The organism is Nocardia sp. FBN12, from assembly GCF_054031145.1.
The window spans coordinates 2,763,999-2,782,553 of the sequence record NZ_CM132926.1 but is presented as its reverse complement, the minus strand read 5'-3'; the positions used below and the strand labels follow the sequence as shown (position 1 = coordinate 2,782,553).

The 18,555-nt window shown below is 68.4% G+C and carries 18 protein-coding genes; 5 read left to right on the top strand and 13 right to left on the bottom strand.

The genetic code is table 11. From position 1 onward, the window contains the following. Window positions 1–7: 7 nt before the first annotated feature. Both ACWZHB_RS13505 and ACWZHB_RS13500 read right to left on the bottom strand, forming a co-directional pair. Entirely contained in the window at window positions 8–1,174 is a 1,167-nt protein-coding gene (locus ACWZHB_RS13505; protein ID WP_427908280.1) for a CoA transferase, read from the bottom strand. After that, window positions 1,171–2,169 (bottom strand): enoyl-CoA hydratase/isomerase family protein, encoded by a 999-nt coding sequence (locus tag ACWZHB_RS13500; protein WP_427908279.1) that lies wholly within the window; start codon window positions 2,167–2,169, stop codon window positions 1,171–1,173. Before ACWZHB_RS13500 ends, ACWZHB_RS13505 begins: the two co-directional genes overlap by 4 nt. A 140-nt stretch (window positions 2,170–2,309) precedes the next feature. On the opposite strand from ACWZHB_RS13500, the gene ACWZHB_RS13495 reads away from it, so the two are divergent. Both ACWZHB_RS13495 and ACWZHB_RS13490 read left to right on the top strand, forming a co-directional pair. Further along, the gene (locus ACWZHB_RS13495) at window positions 2,310–3,824 is read left to right on the top strand and encodes a class I adenylate-forming enzyme family protein (protein WP_427908278.1); all 1,515 of its coding nucleotides are present in this window, start codon (window positions 2,310–2,312) and stop codon (window positions 3,822–3,824) included. A 23-nt stretch (window positions 3,825–3,847) separates the two neighbouring features. Beyond that, the gene (locus tag ACWZHB_RS13490) at window positions 3,848–4,147 is read left to right on the top strand and encodes a hypothetical protein (RefSeq protein WP_427908277.1); all 300 of its coding nucleotides are present in this window, start codon (window positions 3,848–3,850) and stop codon (window positions 4,145–4,147) included. Between the two features lie 58 nt (window positions 4,148–4,205). Here the strand turns inward: ACWZHB_RS13490 and ACWZHB_RS13485 are convergent, their stop codons facing one another. Continuing rightward, complete coding sequence (locus ACWZHB_RS13485; RefSeq protein ID WP_427908276.1) at window positions 4,206–5,012, bottom strand: acyl-CoA thioesterase; 807 nt, start codon at window positions 5,010–5,012, stop codon at window positions 4,206–4,208. Window positions 5,013–5,114: 102 nt separating this feature from the next. On the opposite strand from ACWZHB_RS13485, the gene ACWZHB_RS13480 reads away from it, so the two are divergent. Beyond that, window positions 5,115–5,996 (top strand): acyl-CoA thioesterase, encoded by an 882-nt coding sequence (locus ACWZHB_RS13480; RefSeq protein WP_427908275.1) that lies wholly within the window; start codon window positions 5,115–5,117, stop codon window positions 5,994–5,996. A 13-nt stretch (window positions 5,997–6,009) separates the two neighbouring features. Next, window positions 6,010–6,402: a DUF427 domain-containing protein gene (locus ACWZHB_RS13475; protein WP_427908274.1), complete on the top strand. Its 393-nt coding sequence runs from the start codon at window positions 6,010–6,012 to the stop codon at window positions 6,400–6,402. A gap of 40 nt (window positions 6,403–6,442) precedes the next feature. On the opposite strand, the gene ACWZHB_RS13470 is transcribed toward ACWZHB_RS13475, so the two are convergent. Further along, window positions 6,443–6,754: a hypothetical protein gene (locus ACWZHB_RS13470; RefSeq protein ID WP_427908273.1), complete on the bottom strand. Its 312-nt coding sequence runs from the start codon at window positions 6,752–6,754 to the stop codon at window positions 6,443–6,445. Window positions 6,755–6,883: 129 nt separating this feature from the next. On the opposite strand from ACWZHB_RS13470, the gene ACWZHB_RS13465 reads away from it, so the two are divergent. Then, window positions 6,884–7,723: an HpcH/HpaI aldolase/citrate lyase family protein gene (locus tag ACWZHB_RS13465; protein WP_427908272.1), complete on the top strand. Its 840-nt coding sequence runs from the start codon at window positions 6,884–6,886 to the stop codon at window positions 7,721–7,723. Window positions 7,724–7,739: 16 nt separating this feature from the next. Here the strand turns inward: ACWZHB_RS13465 and ACWZHB_RS13460 are convergent, their stop codons facing one another. From ACWZHB_RS13460 to ACWZHB_RS13420, 9 genes are all read right to left on the bottom strand, one after another. Continuing rightward, a complete protein-coding gene (locus ACWZHB_RS13460; RefSeq protein ID WP_427908271.1) occupies window positions 7,740–9,335 on the bottom strand; it encodes a GMC oxidoreductase in 1,596 nt (531 codons plus the stop codon). Window positions 9,336–9,377: 42 nt separating this feature from the next. Then, window positions 9,378–10,010 carry a DUF305 domain-containing protein gene (locus tag ACWZHB_RS13455; RefSeq protein WP_427908270.1) on the bottom strand — a complete coding sequence of 211 codons (633 nt, stop codon included), beginning with the start codon at window positions 10,008–10,010 and terminating at the stop codon, window positions 9,378–9,380. Continuing rightward, the gene (locus ACWZHB_RS13450; protein WP_427908269.1) at window positions 10,007–11,548 is read right to left on the bottom strand and encodes an LVIVD repeat-containing protein; all 1,542 of its coding nucleotides are present in this window, start codon (window positions 11,546–11,548) and stop codon (window positions 10,007–10,009) included. The genes ACWZHB_RS13455 and ACWZHB_RS13450 overlap by 4 nt, the downstream gene beginning before the upstream one ends. A gap of 196 nt (window positions 11,549–11,744) precedes the next feature. Beyond that, complete coding sequence (locus ACWZHB_RS13445; protein ID WP_427908268.1) at window positions 11,745–13,016, bottom strand: MlaD family protein; 1,272 nt, start codon at window positions 13,014–13,016, stop codon at window positions 11,745–11,747. After that, window positions 13,013–14,113: an MlaD family protein gene (locus ACWZHB_RS13440; RefSeq protein WP_427908267.1), complete on the bottom strand. Its 1,101-nt coding sequence runs from the start codon at window positions 14,111–14,113 to the stop codon at window positions 13,013–13,015. Before ACWZHB_RS13440 ends, ACWZHB_RS13445 begins: the two co-directional genes overlap by 4 nt. After that, on the bottom strand, window positions 14,110–15,210 hold the full coding sequence (locus ACWZHB_RS13435) for an MlaD family protein (RefSeq protein WP_427908266.1): 1,101 nt from the start codon (window positions 15,208–15,210) through the stop codon (window positions 14,110–14,112). Before ACWZHB_RS13435 ends, ACWZHB_RS13440 begins: the two co-directional genes overlap by 4 nt. After that, the gene (locus ACWZHB_RS13430; protein WP_427908265.1) at window positions 15,207–16,277 is read right to left on the bottom strand and encodes an MCE family protein; all 1,071 of its coding nucleotides are present in this window, start codon (window positions 16,275–16,277) and stop codon (window positions 15,207–15,209) included. The genes ACWZHB_RS13435 and ACWZHB_RS13430 overlap by 4 nt, the downstream gene beginning before the upstream one ends. 4 nt (window positions 16,278–16,281) lie before the next feature. Further along, window positions 16,282–17,319: an MCE family protein gene (locus tag ACWZHB_RS13425; protein WP_427908264.1), complete on the bottom strand. Its 1,038-nt coding sequence runs from the start codon at window positions 17,317–17,319 to the stop codon at window positions 16,282–16,284. Continuing rightward, the gene (locus tag ACWZHB_RS13420; RefSeq protein WP_427908263.1) at window positions 17,316–18,551 is read right to left on the bottom strand and encodes an MCE family protein; all 1,236 of its coding nucleotides are present in this window, start codon (window positions 18,549–18,551) and stop codon (window positions 17,316–17,318) included. The genes ACWZHB_RS13425 and ACWZHB_RS13420 overlap by 4 nt, the downstream gene beginning before the upstream one ends. Between the last annotated feature and the right edge of the window lie 4 nt (window positions 18,552–18,555).

Genomic DNA, 18,555 nt, shown 5'->3' with positions numbered 1-18,555 from the left:
TCTCGGTTCACTGAGCCGGCACCGAGGCGAGTGCGTGGACTGCGTCCCGGTCCGCACCCGGCGCCGACCCCCGCCCGGTGATCCGGGGCGATGCCGGCCGGATGGCGACGCCCCGGGGGAGTGCGGGAGTCGTTGGTAGCGCGGCATATTCGGCCGCGACCGCACTCAACGACACCTCGATCAGCTCGCCGCCGCCGCGGGCCAGCGCCTCGGCGACCGACCGGGCTGCCTCCAGCCCGGTGAGGGGATCGGCGATCGCGTCCGCGCAGAAGTAGGGCCCGCCCTGGGCGATGCCGACCAGCCCGCCGGCGACCGCGGCGTCATCGCCGAATCCGGTCCAGTTCGCACCGATTCCGCTGCCATGGGCGGTGATTCGCGCCCACACTCGGCCGGGTCGGCCGGGGAGGTCGGGGCCGAGTCCGCGCCGGGTCAATGCCGTCGGGCGCGAGGACTCCAGGACCACGTCGGCGCGAGCGAGCAGGCTGCGCAGTGCCTCGGGCGCATCGAAATCGACGGAATAGCACAGCTTTCCAGCGTTCATCCAGTCGAAGAATCGCGGAGTGCGGCGGGTGCCGTCCGGGCGGGACGGGCTTTCGACCTTGACGACGGTGGCGCCGGCCTCCATCAACAGTCTGCCGCACAGCGGCCCCGCCCACATCGACGACAGGTCCACTACCAGGCAGCCGGATGGGCTCCGCGGTGGTCCGGCGGGCCCGATCCGCCGAACGACAGGCCGGGCGGGTGTCTGCTCACCGAGCGCCGCCACGGGCAGCCCGAGCAAGCGAGCGCGCGCGGTGACTTCCGACGCGGAAAGGTCTGCGGCCCAACGGGTAACCGCCGTCCAAGGCTCCGAAACCGTGGCGGTCTCCAGCAGGGCTGGAATCGCCTCCCGGTCGACATCCCGAGCCAGGGTGAGCGCACACCACCCGTCCCTGGTCGCGATCAGCCGGGTTGCCCCGCCCGCGGAAATCCGCCCCCGGCGCGACAGCCCGAGCAGTGCGGCTCGCCCGGTCAGTTCGACACCCACATCGATCGGGACCCCGGTGCGCGCGGTGAACCCGTCGGCGACGGTGCGGGCATGGGCGAGAATTCCGGATCGACTCTGATCCGGTGCTGCATCGGGGTCACCGGTCAGCCACAGGGCACCGCAAGCGGCCCAATCGGTGGCTGTCACGGCGCTGCGGTGGAGCGCGCCGTCGTCGGTGTTGTGGCACCGCCGGATCCGATGATCTCGTCCACCAGCCCCCAGTCCAACGCGGTGGCTGCATCGACCACGCTCCCGCTGAGCGCCATGTACGCGGTGCGCCAGCGACCGATTCGGCGTGGCACGCTCACTGTTCCGCCCGCACCGGGGATCAACCCGAGCTGAAGTTCGGGCAGTCCGACAACCGTGTCGGGATGGGCGGTCACGGTGCCGCAGAAGGCGGCCATCTCGAGCCCGCTGCCGGTGGTGCGGCCGTGGATGTGGGCCCGCAAATGCGGCCCGAGACGCTGCGCGAGTGCGTGCAGCGCGCGGGCTGGGCTGTAGCGGGTGCGAGCCAGATGGGCGCTCGCCACATCGGTGAAGGTCCCGAATTCGGCGAGATCGCCACCGCTGCAGAAGCTGGGTCCGTTGCCGGTGAGTTCGACCGCGCGGATCGAATCGTCCCAGCGGGCAACGGCCAGCGCGTCGAGCAGCGCGGCGCGCGTGCGATCGTCGAAAGCGTTGTGCCGGTGCGGCCGATCGAAGCCGATGTGCAGCGTCTGCCCCTCGCGGCGGATCACGAGTGGATCGCCGGACTCGGGTGTGCGGCTTTTCGTTCCGCGCCCACGGAGCCAGGCGGCGAATTCCGGCCCGCCCTGCAGCGTGGAGTACGCCAGCGATTCGATGAGCAGACCCTGGTCGAAACCCGCTGTGTGCCCGGCGCGCAGCACGTCGTCGCAGATGGTCGCGGCCAGCGGGCTGGCGGTGCACTGACGGTCGAGACGGTCGAGCGCGTCGGAGACCGATGGCACGGTCACCACCCGTGGGTCGACCGTTGCCATCGTGGTCAAAGTCAGGGTGGCGTGTTCGAGCCAATAGGTGCCCGCCGCGGCCGCCGGATCGTCGGCCACCGCGACGACAACTCCCGCGGGCGTCGCCGCGGCATCGAAGTCTGGCTCGGCTAGCGCGTCGACGACACGGATCACGGGTTTGCCCGCCTCTTCAGCTCGCGGTCACTGTCAGTGAATATGCTATTCTCTTCTCCGGAGAATGCAATATCACGGCACCGGCTGCCTCGACGGCCCCTCAGCGTGCCGTCGAGCGGTGTGGGTGGAGAGGGCGCGACATGAGCATTTCGCTGCTGCTGGACATGGCGGCGTCGAGCAACCCGGATCGGCGGGCGGTGGTCTGCGGACAGGTGCAGTGGACCGTGGCCGAGCTGCAGGCGCTGGCACAGGGCGGGGCGGGCGTGCTGGCGGGATCCGGCGCACGCAGCCTCGTCTATGTCGGGACCGGCGGGCATCTGTTGCCGCTGTTGCTTTTCGCCGCAGCGCAAGCGTCGGTGCCCTTCACGCCGTTGAACTACCGACTCGGTGCCGATGCTCTCGGCGCGCTCATCGCGCGACTCGACACCCCGCTGATCGTCTGCGATGACGAGTTCCACGAGATCGTCGCGCGCGAAGTGCCGGGTTCCGGTGTGGCCGTTGTGCGTTCGGCGCAGTTTCTGGAACAGGCGGCGGTGGCCGAGCCGGTCTCGGTGGCGGTGGACCCGGAACAGGTCGCGGTCGTGCTGTTCACCTCCGGCACCACCTCGACGCCGAAAGCAGTCGAACTCACGCACAACAACCTGGTCAGCTACATCACCGGCACGATCGAATTCGATTCCGCCGCACCGCGCGACGCCGCGCTGGTGTGCGTACCGCCCTATCACATCGCCGGTATCGGTGCGGCGATGTCGCACCTGTACGCCGGACGAAAAGTGGTGTACCTGCGCGCTTTCGACGCCGCCGAATGGATCGCCGTGGTCGATCGTGAGGCGGTCACCACGGCAACCGTCGTGCCGACGATGCTCGCCCGCGTCGTCGCCGAGCTGCAACGCACCGGCGCGACGCTACCGTCGCTGCAGACCCTCGCCTACGGTGGCTCCAAGGTTGCTCTGCCGCTGTTGCGGACAGCGCTGCGCCTGCTGCCCGAGGTCGGTTTCGTCAACGCCTACGGCCTGACCGAAACCAGTTCCACCATCGCTGTTCTCGGGCCGGACGAGCACCGCGCCGCCGTGACTTCCGGCGATCCGGCGGTGGCGCGCAAGCTGGGTTCGGTCGGCACCCCGGTTCCCGGTATCGAGCTGCAGATCCGTGACGCGAACGGCACCGTGCTACCGGTGGGTGTCACGGGTGAGCTGTACGTGCGCGGGCCGCAGGTGTCGGGTCGCTACACCGGGATCGGATCGGTTCTCGACGCGTTCGGCTGGTTCGCGACCAAGGATGTGGCCGAACTCGACGCCGACGGATTCCTCTATATCGGTGGGCGTTCCGACGACACCATCATCCGTGGCGGGGAGAACATCGCACCCGCCGAGATCGAGGACGTGCTGGTAGAGCACCCCCAGGTGCGCGAGGTCGTCGTCATCGGGATCGATGATCCGCAGTGGGGTCAGATCATCGTCGCGGTGGTGGTGCCCGAGGGAGACCCGGACCCGGAGGAACTGCGCGGATTCGCCCGCGCCAGCCTGCGCGGTTCGCGAACCCCGGACCGGGTCGTCTTCCGGAACACCTTGCCCGCGACGCCGACCGGGAAGATCCTGCGGCGTGACTTGGTCACGGAGTACAGCTCGCAACCGGTGCCCGGCGCGGGTAGATAGCCACAAGAAGGAGAACAGTGCCAATGGTCAACAACGGTGCGCGACTGCGCAGTCAGGTGTGTGACACCGAAGTCATCGTGGTGAAAGCGGGCAGCAGTCTCGACGATCTGCGGGCGGGCGGAGTGCCGATGGTTCCGCTCGATGGTGCGCGGGCGGGCGGTGCGCCCGACGCGAAATTCGCCGACGGGAATGTGCTGGGCAAGCGCTATGTCGACGCGTCCGGTGCCGAGATTCTCGTGACGAAGGCGGGTGCGGGCACGCTCAGCGTAGGCGCCGAGCCGCTGGCATTGAAAGGTGCTGCCCCCCTTCCGGCGAGCGACTGACCCCGCGAAAGCGACTGGGCCGCCGGCGCGATGGCGCCGACGGCCCTTCTGCTGTGCTTCACGGGCGCAGCCGGAACATTGCCTCCTGGGCGTAGGACGCCACCAGCTCGCCGTCCTCGGTGAGCACGTCGCCGCGCCCGAAGGCACGGCCCTGGGCCAGGATCGGGCTGTGCTGGCGCAGCACCTGCCAGGCATCGCTGCGGACCGGCTGGTGGAACCACAGTGTGTGGGAGGTGACCGCGGACAGGAACCGGGTGCCGTTGCCGGTATGGCTGATCCCGTCCTCGGGCCGCAACGCGGTGCCGATCAGCGTCAAGTCGGTGGCGTAGGCGGTCAAGGGGGCACCCAGTTCGGGTGCGACAGGAGGGGTACGCATCCACATCGTGTAGGTGGGCGGTCCGGCCGCGGTGCTGTCGAGGTCGTCGCTGGAGCGAGCCTCCCACGGCAGCAAGGGAAATACCACCTCGTGCTCCGCGCCGGGTGGTTCGCCGACCGCGGGCAGGCTCTGGCGCCGCGGGCCGTCCTCGGGGGTGTGCAGCGAGGCCACGGCCGTCGCGATCACCTGATCTGCCTGGTACGCGAGCAGGGTGGCGGTGGCGAAGGAACGGCCTTCGTGCTGGATGTTCGCCTCGTACCGGATCGGGGTGTCCGACCGTCCCTCCCGCGTGAAGACCGTGTGTAGCGACTTCACGCTCTTCTCGGGGACGGCGAGCCGGGCGGCCACGACCAGCTGCCCCAGGATCTGACCGCCGAAGATCCGGTGGTAGGGCAGGGTCTGGTTCACGGCCTCGTAGGCGATGGTGTCTGTGCTCGCGGCCGGCTTCAATTCCAGGCACGCGAGCAGGTCGTTCCACATGTCGGGCATGATGTGAGTGTAATATAGATTCTCATAGGAAGAGAATGAGCCTCTCGCACTGGGTGCGGCACCTGTTGTCGCGGCGAGAGGGGCTGGGGCGACGGAGGTCAGATGACGATCACACCGGATCGGCAGGAGTCGGCGATGTCATCGGTATCGGCGATGTTGCGAATCTTCGACGTCGAACCCGACGGCCCGAGCAGCTACGTCGGCGTCAGCGACGGCGGCGCGCGAGAGGTGGTCGACGGTACGCAACTGTTGGCGCAGGCGCTGGTCGCTACCGCGAAGGCGTTGCCGGACAAGGTTGTTCGTTCCGGGCACGCGGTGTTCAGCCGGGCGGTCGACGCCGCGGCGCCGGTGCGGTTCACCGTGGACGTGACGCACTGTGGCCGTTCCATGGCGAGCACCGTGGTCGCGGTGGAGCAGGCGGGCCGGCGATGCGCCACCGTGTCGGTGCTGGCCGACGCGCCGACCGAAGACGTTGTGCGCCACCATGTACCGCGTCCCGAGGTGCCGGGCCCAACGGCCGCGCTGCCCGCGAACATGCCCATGATCGGCCGGGATCTGCGCATCGTCGGGGTGGCCGATGTGAACGACCCCGACGAAGTCGGTCCGCCGGAACTGCACGCGTGGCTGCACTACGACCCGGTCCCCGAACGCGACGATCTGGGCAAGGCGCTGTTGGCGCACTTCACCGGGCATCTGTCGGTGTCTGCCAGCTTGCGGGCGCATCCCGGGATCGGCACCGCGCAGGCGCATCACAGCCTGTCCACCGCGGTCATGACCGTCTCGGTGCGGTTCCACGAGCCGGTCGAATGGGCGGGCTGGCTGCTGTACACCCATGAGAGCATCCAGATCGGCGCCGGAATGTCGTGTGTTCGCGGACTGGTGCACACCGAGAGTGGGCGCTTGCTCGCCTCGTTCACGCAGGAGGCCATGATCCGCAGGCCACGGGCCGACGAGGCCGCGGTACCTGTGCGCGCGAGGCTGTGACAGGAGGATTTCGATGACCGAGTACCCAGGATTCGTGACCCGCCCCGACTATCGGATAGACATCCACGCCCGCCGCAACCGCATCACCGTCCACGTGGGCGAGCTACTGGTCGCGGAATCGGTGCGGGCGCTACTGGTCGACGAGCAGGACCACGGACTCGTCTTCTATCTGCCGAGAGAGGACTTCGGCGTCTCGTTGCGCAGGGCTACGGGATACAGCACGATCTGCCCGTTCAAAGGCGAAGCCACCTACTGGCGCTTCGACGGCGACGGCGACGAGCCACTGGCGTGGAGCTACGAGGACCCGGCCCCACAGGTCGCGCGGCTGCGCGGGCACCTGGCGTTCTACCAGGATCGGGTGACGCTGCGCGTCGGTGCCGCCACGCCCGCCGTCAGCGGCCGCTGAGCGCTCGGCATCGGGCGGGGTCGTCCCGGTGCCGACCGGCTCATCGGCCGCGGTTCTCGCGCGGGGCTCCCCGCCATCCGCACGGCAGCCCGCAGGTCGGCTGCAATGTCGTGTCCGTGCGCCCGTCGGTGAAGATTCGCCGCGTCTCGGTGGCCTCCGCGGGATAGCCGCAGTCCGGGCACTTCTCGAAGAAGTCCAGTACCTGGTGTACCGCCTGAGACTGCGGCTTCTCCTGGAAGGCAGGCCCGTTCGGGCGCGGCAACGGATCGACCGCATCCGGCCGCCGCCACCGGACATCGGCGGTCCGGGGCGCCCCCTTGCGTGCTGCGGCGGTGGCGTGATGCGAGGTCATAAGCTTCCCATTTTCTTGGCGAGTTGCGAGAATGGCATTTCCATCATATCCGCTCATGGCAGATCTTCACCGACTCAATGTGCCGAAATATGTTGAATTACAAGCGAGAATGACGTTATCGTTTGCGCTATGACAATCGAGGGACGTAGTGCGCAGGGCGGCCCGGTGTGGCTGTTCTGTCCGGCGGACCGGCCCGAGCGGTTCGCCAAGGCGGCGGCGTGCGCGGACACGGTGATCCTGGACCTGGAAGACGGTGTCGGCGAGGAGGCGAAAGCCGCTGCGCGCGAGGCGATCCGGCAATGCCGCCTGGATCCCGCGCGAACGATCATCCGGATCAACCCGCTCGGTTCGGCGCATTTCCAGCCCGACCTCGACGTCGTCGAGCGCACACCCTTCCGCCAACTCATGCTCCCCAAAACCGAAACCGGCGACATTCCGCCGTCGCTGGGCGGCTATGACATCGTCGCGCTGGTCGAGACCCCGGCCGGCGTTCGGCAGCTCGACGACATCGCTCGCTCGTCCGCGGTGAGCGCCCTGATGTGGGGTGCCGAAGATCTTGTCGCAGCACTGGGCGGCAGCTCGTCCCGGCACGCGAACGGCACCTATCGCGATGTCGCCAAGCACCTGCGCTCGGCAACACTGCTCGCGGCGAAAGCTCACGGCAAGCTGGCGGTGGACGGGGTCTATCTCGATATCCCCGATCTGGACGGATTGGCCGCCGAATCAGCCGACGCCGTCGCGTCCGGATTCGATATCAAGGTGGCCCTGCATCCCACGCAGGTCGCGGTCATCGCCGAGGCCTACCGTCCCGGCCTCGCCGAACTCGATTGGGCGCGACGCGTTCTCGGCGCGGCGGAGCACTCGCGGGGCGTCTTCGCCGTCGACGGTGCGATGGTGGACGCGCCGATTCTGAGCCAGGCTCGCCGGATCGTCGCCCGTGCGGACGGCGTCCGCACGGGTCAGCGATAGCCGAGGGTGCCTGCTGTCAGATCACCGTCCCCACATCGGTGTGGACGAGATTGTCGAGCGCGCGTTCGGCGACGGCGGCGATCGTCATCGACGGATTGCACGCGGCGGTGTTGCCGGGCATGAGGGCACCGTCGAGGACATAGAGGCCGCGCTGACCGAGCACCCGCCCGTCCAGATCGCAGACCGTGCCCATATTCGCGCCGCCGAGCGGATGCCAGGTGGACGGGAACACCGCGTTGGTGTCGAGCAGCATGCTGTCGGGTCCGGCGATGCGGCGCACCGCCGGGTCGATGTGCCCGTCCTGGATCGCGCGGTCGCCATCGCTGGGCCAGCGCAGGGTCGCGCTGTCGGTGCCCGACTCGTAGACGAACTCGCCGCGCCCGCTGCTCACGCCGTAACCGACCAGCATGGTGCTGCCGGGGTCGACGGCCAGCGGGGGAATCGAGGCTTGGATCACGGTGAACGCCGCCTTCGGGTCGTCCCAGTTCTTGCTGCCGTACACAACGGGTCCGCCCTGGGCGCTGCCGAACCCGGCGGATGGGTTGCGCCACACATAGATTCGGTCCGCGTTGGTGCCCCACCCGCCGCCGAGTCCGTCGGGCAGGTCGGGGATATGGCCCTTCGCACCGGCCCGCACGAGCAGCTGGGTGGTGTTGAGACTGCCCGCCGCGAGCACCAGCGTGGGGGTGGTGATGATCTTGTTCTCGAGCACGGTGCCCGCGGTGTCGAGTCGGTCGACGCGCACCACCCAGCGGCCGTCGGGCGCTCGTTCGATATCGGTGACCTCGTGCAGGGTCTGCACGTCGACCCGGCCGGTGGCCTCGGCCGCCGCGATATAGGTGACGTCGACGGAGTTCTTGCCGCCGTTGTTCACACCCATGGCACCGTCACCGTTGGTGTAGGACGGCTTCATCTCCCCGCGCAGTTCGGCCAGCGCGTAGTTCCAGTCGATCGGCATCGGGATCTTTGACAACGGCATGCCCGCGGCGCGGACACGGTCGGCGAAAACCCTTGCCGCCAGGTAGTTCTCGTGATCGACCAGCTCGTCGGGCGCGGTGGCGAGGCCGAGCATGCGCGCGACCCGGGGGTAGTGAACCCGGTCCATCAGCCCCCAGTCGAGCTCGGACGGCAGATGCGTCTCGAACACCTCGCGGGTGGGCTGCAGCGACATGCCCTGGTAGACCAGCGAGCCGCCGCCGAGGCCCGCGGCGCACAGCGCGGTCATCCCGGCACCGGCCACCGCTTCCACCAGGCCGGTGTACGGCTCGAATATCAGTGGGCGGCCGAACAACACCGGGTTGGAGCGGTGCCAGAGCAGGCGTTTGTCTGGCTGCGAGGCGCGCGGGAAGGTTTCGGAGTTGGGGCCGGTCGCCCAGCGCTTGCCGCGTTCGAGCATCAGCACGTCGACGCCTGCCTGCGCCAGCCGCAGCGCGGTGACGCCGCCGCCGAAGCCGGAGCCGATCACGACGACCCGGCGCTCGTGCCTGGTGAGTGGTACGCCGCCGGTGCGGACCGCGATGCCGGTGTGGGCCGAGGCGGTGCGAGTCGCGGCGAGGGCGAGCCCGGCAGCCGCGGCGCCGGTCAGCAGTGAGCGGCGGGTGAACTCGGACATGTCAGCAACTTTCATGGTTCGGGGGATAGGAGGAGCGGAGGTTCAGACGCCATGTCGAGAGAGCAGGAGGTCGAGCAGTCCGGCCTCGCGGCCCTGCTCGGTCACCATGCCGCGCGCTGCGCGCTCGACCTCACCGCCGGTGAGCAGTGCATCGGCGGCGGCGGCCATCTCGACGCCGCCGTAGTGGTGGCGGCGCATGAGCTGCAGGAACAGCACCTCGGCCTGCCCGCCGCGGGCGGCGGCGAGTTGGTCGAGTTCGGCGGTGGTCGCCATGCCAGGCATCACCGGGTTGCGCGATTCGAGGGCCGTGGTGTTGTGCCGGTGCGCCTCGGACTGCGCCATCCAGGCCATCGGATGCGGGGCGGTGACCGGTGCGTTCGCCAGCCGCAACCACCCGAGCAGCATTCCCAGTTCGGTGCGTTGGGTGTCGGCTATCTGGCCTGCCAACCTCGCCACCGACGGCTCCACACCGGGGTCGAGCCGTTGCACCAGCATCAATGCCTGGCTGTGGTGGGCCACCATGTCCTGCACGAAGCCGATCTCGGTAGCGGTCAGCAGTGGCTCGCGCGCGGGTTCACCCGAGATCAGCACCGGCCGCAGCGCCATACCCATCGCCAGCAGTAAGACGGCTAGTCCCGCCATCGTCGCGACACGGAACAGGGTGTGCCGGTTCATGATCCGGTCGTCGATGCCTGATCGGAGGGCGGGGTGTAGACCGAAGGTGCGAGCTCGAGGGCCAGAAAACCGTTGTCCGCGCAGGTGGTCCAGAGCTGGTTGCCACGCCATTCGGGCGGCGAGAAGCACCAGTCTGTGGACAGATCACCGAAAGTCAGTGTGCCGGTGCGCGAACTGAGTGCCTGTTGCGGATCGAACTGCCCCTGCAACATCGACTGGGCCACGGTCGGTGCCGCGAGCAGCGGTGGCCCGATGATCGAGGCGAGCGCGTGCGGTGAGTTCCACAGCTCGGCCTTCTCAGCGGTGCGCGCGGGCGGGTTGAAGTAGGCGATCTCGCGAATGGTCGCGGGGTCGCGCACGTCGAACACGCGGATACCCGACGAGGTCCAGCTGCAGGCCAGCGCGGTGGGGTCGGTCGGCCGGTCGGCGGCGCAGTAATGCGCGTCGTAGGCGAACAGCGAGCCGCCCGAGGCCGAGGCGATCATGCTGTCCTGGTTCTCCGGCAGGTTGATCGCGAGTTTGATCGACTGCGCCAGCCGGGGTCGGTGATCGTCGGAGACGTCGATGAGCTTGACGCCACCCGACCCCGCCTCATCGACGGCGAAGACGTAGGGCGCACCTCGGTAGGTCACGGGTACGGCATGCTGAGTGGCCCAGCCGTCGGTCCATGGCATATCGGCCAGCTCCTGCACGCGTGGTTCGGGATCACGCCGCTGCACCGCGCTCACGTCGAGGATCTTCATCCCGCCGATGTTGTTGGCCAGATACATCCGGTTGCCGTCGGGGGAGAGGCCGAATCCGTGCATCGACAACCCGGCCAGACCCTGCCAGATCACGCGTGGGTTTGCCGGATCGGTGAGATCGACGGCGCTGAGCAGCCCGGGCGCTGTTCCCGATGCCCAGTAGGTTCGCCCGTCGGGGGAGAAGCCGCCCTCATGGGCGGTGATCGGTACCGGCAGTGCCAGGTCGGTGCCGGGACCCGGATTGAGCAGGCGCGGGTGCGCGCAGTCGGAGATGTCGTACACCGACAACAGCCCGGCACCGGTCAGTGCGGGAACGCCCGCGCCCACCAGTAGTTTTCGCGCCGCGTTGACCTTCAGGCTCTCCCAAGTCCCCGCGATCATGGCCGGTTCGGTCAGGGTCGCGGTCTGCACCGGGGCGGTCGGATCGGCGACATCGAGCACGCGCACACCGATGTCGGGCCCGAGCAGGTTGCCGGGAAAGAAGGTGCCGATGTAGGCGCAATGGTCATAGGTCACCGAGGTGATGCCGCCACCACGACCTGCCGAACTGCCGAGCAGGCGCATATTGCAGCGAAATCCGTCACGGGTGCGGCCGCTGTCACGGTCGGCGGCGGGCACATCGCCCTGCAGTCCGGTTTCCGGGAGGGAGCCGGGTAGACAGTCGGCCGGACCCACCGCCTGCCCCGTCGGCGCACCGGCGGCGGGCTGGATGGACGCCGCACCGAGCGGCATCAGCAGCGTTACCGCCGCGACGGCGGCGCAGCGTCGCGCCGTCCGGGTGAACAAGGAAGTCATGGCTGGGTTTCGGCCCCGTGAGCGGGGCTGCCTTTCCTGGAAGCTGTTGGGCGGCTGCAGCATTCAGACACGGCCAACGTACGCCGCATCCATGAGTAACCGTGTTACTGATGGCGCGACGCTACCACCTAGGTGGCAGTGGGGGAACTGATTCGCGGTATTCGGTACGGGTGGGGTGAGGTGCGGCGGAGATGGCTCACCGGGGGACCGGGGCGTAGGGGCCGCCGTAGGGAGTCGGGATGGTCAGCGGTCCGGTCGGCGCGGGGTCGGCGGTCTGGTGGGGGTCGCCGACCGGCGGAGGTCGCACGGGGTCGTCGGTGGGTCGGGGAGCGTTGCGGGCACCGCGCGGCATCAGTGTCGGGTCGGGGTCGGTGCAGTCCGCGTTGACGTACGGATCGGCGTAGTCGGGGACGGAACCAGCATGCCGCGGCACGTTGTAGTCGCAGGCGTAGCGGGGGTAGATGCTGGCCAGCGCCCACACGCCGCCGTCATGAAACGCCGAGGTCACCGCATCCAGAGCCGATCCGGCGCGTTGCTGGGGGAAGAAGAATTCGTTGAGGGCGGGGATTCGGGAGTAGGCGACCTGGGAGACGGTGACAAGGTTGCCCAGCAGTTGGACCATCGTCGGTGAGTTCTCGGCGAGGATGGTGTCGAGGGTGGCGAGCAGCGGTGGTGTCTGCGCGACGAGCTGCTCGAATCCGCCGGTCATCGAGGACACGCCGCCGAGCGTGGCGGACAGGTTCGCCGCGGTGGAGCGCAGCGCGTCCTGACCGTCGTGCAGGGTCGTCAGGACGACTCTGCTGTTGCGGAGCAGGTTCACCGTGTGCGGCAGTGTCGTGTCCAGGGTCGAGATGAGGAACGTCCCACCATCGATGATCGACGCCAGCTTGTCGGGGCCCGCCTGGCCGGCACCCAGTTCCGCGGAGATCGCCGCGAGGCGCGCCGGATCGATCTGAGACATGGTGCCACTGAGGCTTTCGAGCATGTCCGACATCGGCACCGGCGTGGACGTGCGATCGGCGGTGATCAGTGCGCCGTCGGTCAGATAGGGGCCGTCGTCACCGGCCGGGACGAAATCCAGGTACTGTTCGCCGGCCGCGGACAGGGCCGCGGCACGGACCTGGCCGGAGGTGGGGATTCGGACATGCTCGTCGATGGCGGCGACGACGACCACGGCCTCGCCGGCGACCGCGACGGAATCGACGCGTCCTACGCGGACCCCGCGCAGGGTGACTTCCTGTCCAGGCAGTAGCCCGCCGGATCGGTCCAGTTCGACACGGACCTGGTATGGCCGGCTCAGCGGATCCAGGTCGAGAGTGTTGAAGATCAGATGTCCACAGGCGCCACCGAGAATGGCGAACAGGCCCAACAGGGAGACCACCACCCGATAGTGGTGGGCGCGGCGGATGCCGCCGACGAGCAGGGTGGCAGGCCCCTCCCACACGCTGCGCTGCGTTGTCTCGGTCATCGTGGCGCGCCTTCCAGACGGTTGCCCAGTCGGGCGAGCATGTGCTGTAACGACCCGACGAAGGCCGCCCAGTCGGTGAGGTCGGGAGCTCGGCTACCGGATGTGCTGGGGAAGGCGGGATCGGGGAGCGCGATCCCCGTGATGTCGGCTTTGACGTGCCCGTTGGGTCCGCTGATCATCTTGATGACAATGCCGAGCATGGTATTGACCTCGCCGAGATCGGCCTCGGGATTGGTGGCCGCGGCGTTGAGACCGGCGGCGAGCCGGTTGATGTTGGCGGCCATACTCGTGGTGTTGGTGCCCTGGATGCTGGGGAACCGGGCGAGTTGGGCGGCGATGGTGTCGATGCGCTCCACCAGCGTGACGATCGAACCGGTGTTCTCGGCCAGCACCTGCATCGCCGGTCCGGCCGCGGCGGCGGTGTCGGCCAGGGTGCCCTGCTGGGCGGCGACGGTCGCGCTGAGATCGGCGGCGGAGTGCAGGAGTTCGTTGATCTGTCCCGACCGGGCTGACAGCGAACCGAGCAGGGTCCGGGTCTCGGTGAGTAGTCCGGCGAGTCGCTCACCGCGGCCACCGACATGCTCGCTGAGTGCGGAGATCACTGTGGTGAGATATTCGATGGTGCCGCCGCTGACCAGAAGTGATGCGCGAGTGAGCATTTCCTCGATCGTCGAAGCGGCCGAGGTCGATTCCAGCGCGATGTCGCTGCCGTCGTCGAGGGCGGCGGTTCCGGGTTCGATGATCCGAGGGGGTTTCATCGCGACGAAGACATCGCCCATCGGGGTCGCCGACCGCAGCTCTGCCGACGTGCCGAGCGGCAGGCGCACGGTCGAGGTGATCCGCAGGGTGACTACCGCGGTGTAGTCGCGCGCGGACATGGATTCGACCTGGCCGATGTCGGCGCCGTTGAACTTGACCTTGGCCTTGGTCGGGAGGTTGAGGGCGTTGGCGAATGTCGCGGTGAGGGTGTAGGTGTCACCACCGAGCCCTGGTGCGGGCAGCGGCAGCCGGTCCAGCCCCACGGCGCATCCGGTGGCCGACAAGGCGAGCGCGGCGGCGGTGGCGACGAACCGGCTCGCCTTGCCCTGGCGTGTCATCGGCCGTTCTTTTCCGCGATGCCCGCCAGGATGGCGGTGATACCGAAATCCGGGCCCATGTCGCGCATGGTCCCGGTGGCGCAGCCGAGATTCCGCAGTTGCAGCAGGTTGCAGACTTCCTTGACCATTTGGCCGTCGAGTAGCAGCCGGTTGATATCGACAGTGGCACGGAGTGCGCCGACGTTCTGGTCGACGGAGTGGTAGGCGTTGTCGACAACCATGGGAAACACGTCGAGGAATGCGGCGAGGTTGTAGTCGTAGGCGGCCAGCGAACCGGTCAGGGTGTCGGCGTCGGTCGCCAAACCGGCGATCGTGCCCTGGTGGCGTCGGACCAGGTCGGTCACCGCCACGATGATCCTGTTCATCGCGGCCCCGGTCGCGCCGGTGCCCAGTTGCTGCTCGGCCAGGAAATCGCTGAGTTGTGCTACGGCACCGCCGAATTCACGCAGCGTCACGTCGTTGCGCGCGGCCGCGGCCGTCAGCGCGTCGAGGTTGGTGACGACGGTGGTGATCGCGTCGCGGGTGACCGCACCGTGATCCGCACCCAGTTGCAGCGCGCGGGAGAGCTCGCTGAGCGCGGCGCGCACGTTCTCGCCGTTGCCGCTGGTCGCCGCCGACCCCAGGTTCATCAGATCCGCGACCGGCCCCGAGCCGTTGCCGTCACCGCCGAGCGAGCCGGACAGCTGCTGCGCCATCGACAACAGGGCGTCGAACTCGACCGGCGATTTCGTGTGTGCCGTGTCCAGCATGGCACCCGTGGCCAAGGTCGGCCCACCTCGATAGACCGGGGTGAGTTCGATGTGGCGGTCGGTGAGGATCGAGTCCGAGATCGTGACCGCTTGAACATCGGCGGGCAGCCGAATGCCGCCGTTGATACGCATCTGGATTTCGACGGCGGCGCCGTGGGCTTGGATGCGCACGATCCGGCCCACCCGCATCCCGAGAACCGAGACCGCGTTGCCCTCGTAGAGGCCGTTGGCGTTGGCGAAGCGGGCGGTGATGGTGGTGGATGTGTCGGCGCCGGACGAGCATCCGGCCAGACAGGCGGCGGTCAGGCTGACGACGGCCAGTTTGAGGGTGGACAGGGTGACGCTCATCGGCAGTCCTGGAGGTAGGGGGCTCGGCCCGCGGCGACCGCGGTGGCACTCAACGCGCACATCCAGGAGTCGATGAACGCTCCGTCGGGGGCGTTGGCGTTCAGTTCCGCGCCGGTGCCCGTGGCATTGGCGAACATTCGCCACGGCACCGGCAGGATTTGCAGGATGTTGCGGAGTAGGTCGTCGTGGCTGGTGAGCATCGCGGTCATCTCGCGCAGGTCGGTCAGCAGTTGTTCGATCTCGGTCGCCTCGCCGACCACGATCGGTTCGAGCCGCCGGACCAGGGTGGTGACCGCGTCGAGTAGTCGGTGCAGCGCTTCCTGCCGGGCGACGATATGCCCCAGCACGGTGCTGCCCTGGCCGATGACCGCGCCGATCTCGGCCTGCTGAGTACGGATGACGGTGCTGACCTGGCCGGTCGTGGTGAGCAGGTCGCCGATCTGCTGGCGGCGGGTGGCGATGACGGTGGACAGGGATCGCACGTCGCGCAGGATGCCGGGGATCAGGGCGGGAACACCGTCGAGTCCGTGCGAGAGCGCCGTCATCGACTCGGCGATCTGGTCGGCGTCGAGTTGATCGAAGGTGGTGGTGGCATCCTGCAGCGCGGTCTCCAGATCGTACGGGACCGTGGTGTGCGACAACGGAATTCGATTGCCGGGCAGCGTGCCGGCGCCGGTCGAGCGCAGTTCCACATAGCGTGAGCCCAGCAGGGTGGTCAACTTGATCGCGGCCGCGGTGTCGGCGCCCAAGCTGACCTCGTCGTCGATCTTCATGGTCACCTCCACGCGGTCACCGACCAGCTCGGTGCTGGTGACCGTCCCCACCGGGATGCCGGCCCAGGTCACCGAGTCGCCCGCGCCGATCCCCGCGGCCTGCGCGAATTCCGCGCGCCAGGTCCGCGACCCGAGCTGCAGCGAATTGACCGTGACCATCGCGACCAGCAACAGGACCATCGTGAGGACGGCGATGAGTCCGATACGCAGCGACTGGTCCGTATCGGAGACCCCGGCGCCCGCCGTGCCGGGCCGCGGCAGGCGCCGGACGAGGGCGCGCAGTGTCTTCATCATGGTCCTACCTACAGATCGGGGAGTTCTGGGGACGGCCGGTCGGGGAGGCGGCTGCCAGGATCTGCGAGATCACCGGATCGATCCCCGGCACGATGCTGAACGCGATGTCACAGACATACGCGTTGACGAAGGCGCCGGCGTCGGTCGCCCGGACCATCGACTGCAGCAGTAGCGGAAGATTGAAACCGAGATAGGCGAAACGTTGCCTGCCGTCGACGAAATGGCTCGCGAAGCCGGGTTCTCGACGCAGGAACTCGTTCAGCGACGGGCTCGCACCGTTGACCACAGTCGCGGCATCGGCGAGCACGGTGGCGATCCGGCCGGTCTGATCCATCAGTGCCTCGCGCTTGCCCTCGAGCCCGTCGAAGATCTTGCGCGTCTGCGCGATCGTTGTCTGTATCCCGGCACTCTGCCCGGCCAGTGTGGTCATGACCACCGTGAGATTGTCGATGAGCGCACCGAGAATCTGATCCGGGCCGGCGAAAGTCTGTGCCAGCGTGGCGGTTTCGGTGATCAGCGCGGCTACCGCGCCGTCGTCGCCCTGCAGCGCCCGGATCAACGCGGAGGTCAGATTGTCCACATCTTCCGGGTCGAGGGTACTGAACAAGGGCTGAAAACCGTTGAGCAGCCCGGAAAGATCGAAGGAGGGCTCAGTGTGTTCGAGCGGGATCACCGCGCCCGGAGCCAGCCGGGCCGGGGCGCCGAAGTCGGCCATGCTGAGCCCGAGGTAGCGCTGGCCGATCAGATTCTGGTAGATGACGGCGGCGCGGGTGTTGCCGTAGACCGGTTGATCCTGGCGTAGCCGGAAGGTGACTTTCGCGTGCGGTCCGTGGATGGCGATGGTGTCGACCCGGCCCACCTGTACCCCCGCTACCCGGACGTCGTCGCCGACCCGCAGTCCCGAGACATCGCTGAACACCGCGGAATAGGCATGTGTGTCACCGGCGACATCGCGTTGCAGGGTCACCCGGACCATCCACAGCAAGAGCGCGGCGACGAGCAGGAACGCGGTCAGGCCGGCGAGTTCGCGTCGGCGTTTCATCGTGGTCCTCCCGTCGTCGGTGCGACCAGGCCGAACAGTTCGGCGAGGCCGACCGATTCCACCGGCAGGCCGAGGCGTTCGGCGATGGCTTGTTCGGGCTCGAGTTGGGTGACCACTTGGTCGGCGTCGCCGATGACGGGTGCGCCTGCCGCCGGGCCGTTGTGGCAGCTCGCCCCGGCGAGTTCGCCGTAGCGGGGGCAGTCGGTGCGGGTGTACTGCTTGTGCGGGGTGAGTTCGACGATGACCTTGGCGGTGCCGCTCTGCGTGTCGACCTGCCAGAAGTCGTCGGCGAACACGCGCGCGATCCGGGTCTGCGAGGTCGTCATCTGCACGAAGTTGTCGCTGCCCGCGGCGAGCACCTGCAGGACCGGGCCCAGTCGGGCATTGAGATCGATCAGTGTCTCGGTCCGATTCGTCATCGCCGTACCGACCGTTTCGGAGGTGGCGACGGCACCGGTCAGCAACTGCGCCAACCGCTCTCGCTGTTGGGCGACGCTGCGCATCGGCCCTACCGCTTCGTGTAGCGCGGCAAGCAAGTCGGGGGCGGACTGCTGTAAGCCTTTGACGCCTTCGGACAGCCCGGTGATGAGGGGGAGACCGGCGCCGGACGCCGCTTCGGCGTTGTAGGCGCGCACGATTCGCTCGAGTTGGGACGCGGCTGCCAGTGCGTCGTCGCCTCGGCCTCTGGTGGCTCGCTCGACGGTCTCGAGGATCCCGACGGTGGGGTCGGTGCCGGGCCGGGCGACCGCGGCGGCGATCCGGCTCAACGCCGTCAGCGAGGTCTGCAGCTGCACACTGGCACGGCTGTGATCCTCGGGAATCGACGCGCCTGCCGACAGCACCGGTCCTGGACCGTTGTCGATGAGCTGGATCGAGGGCACCGCGAACACGTTGCTCGGGACCACACGTGCGGTCACGGTGGCCGGGATTCCCGCCGCGTGTTCGGGAACCAGATCGATGCGTACCTTGTTGGCTGCGCCGCCGGAGGCCGGAACCACTTCGGCCACACTGCCGACCAGCACGCCGCGGTATTTGACGTCGGAACGTTTCGGGAGGCCGTCGCCGACGTCGACCAGCATCGCGGTGACCTCGACGGTCTGCGCGAACGCGCCTTCGGATCGGGCGACCATCGCCGTGACCGCGGCGGCGACCACAGCGAGCGCGGCCACACCCCGCACGAACAACTTCGCGTTCGACAGGCGCCGGTCATCGGATTCGAACACTATCGCCATCGCA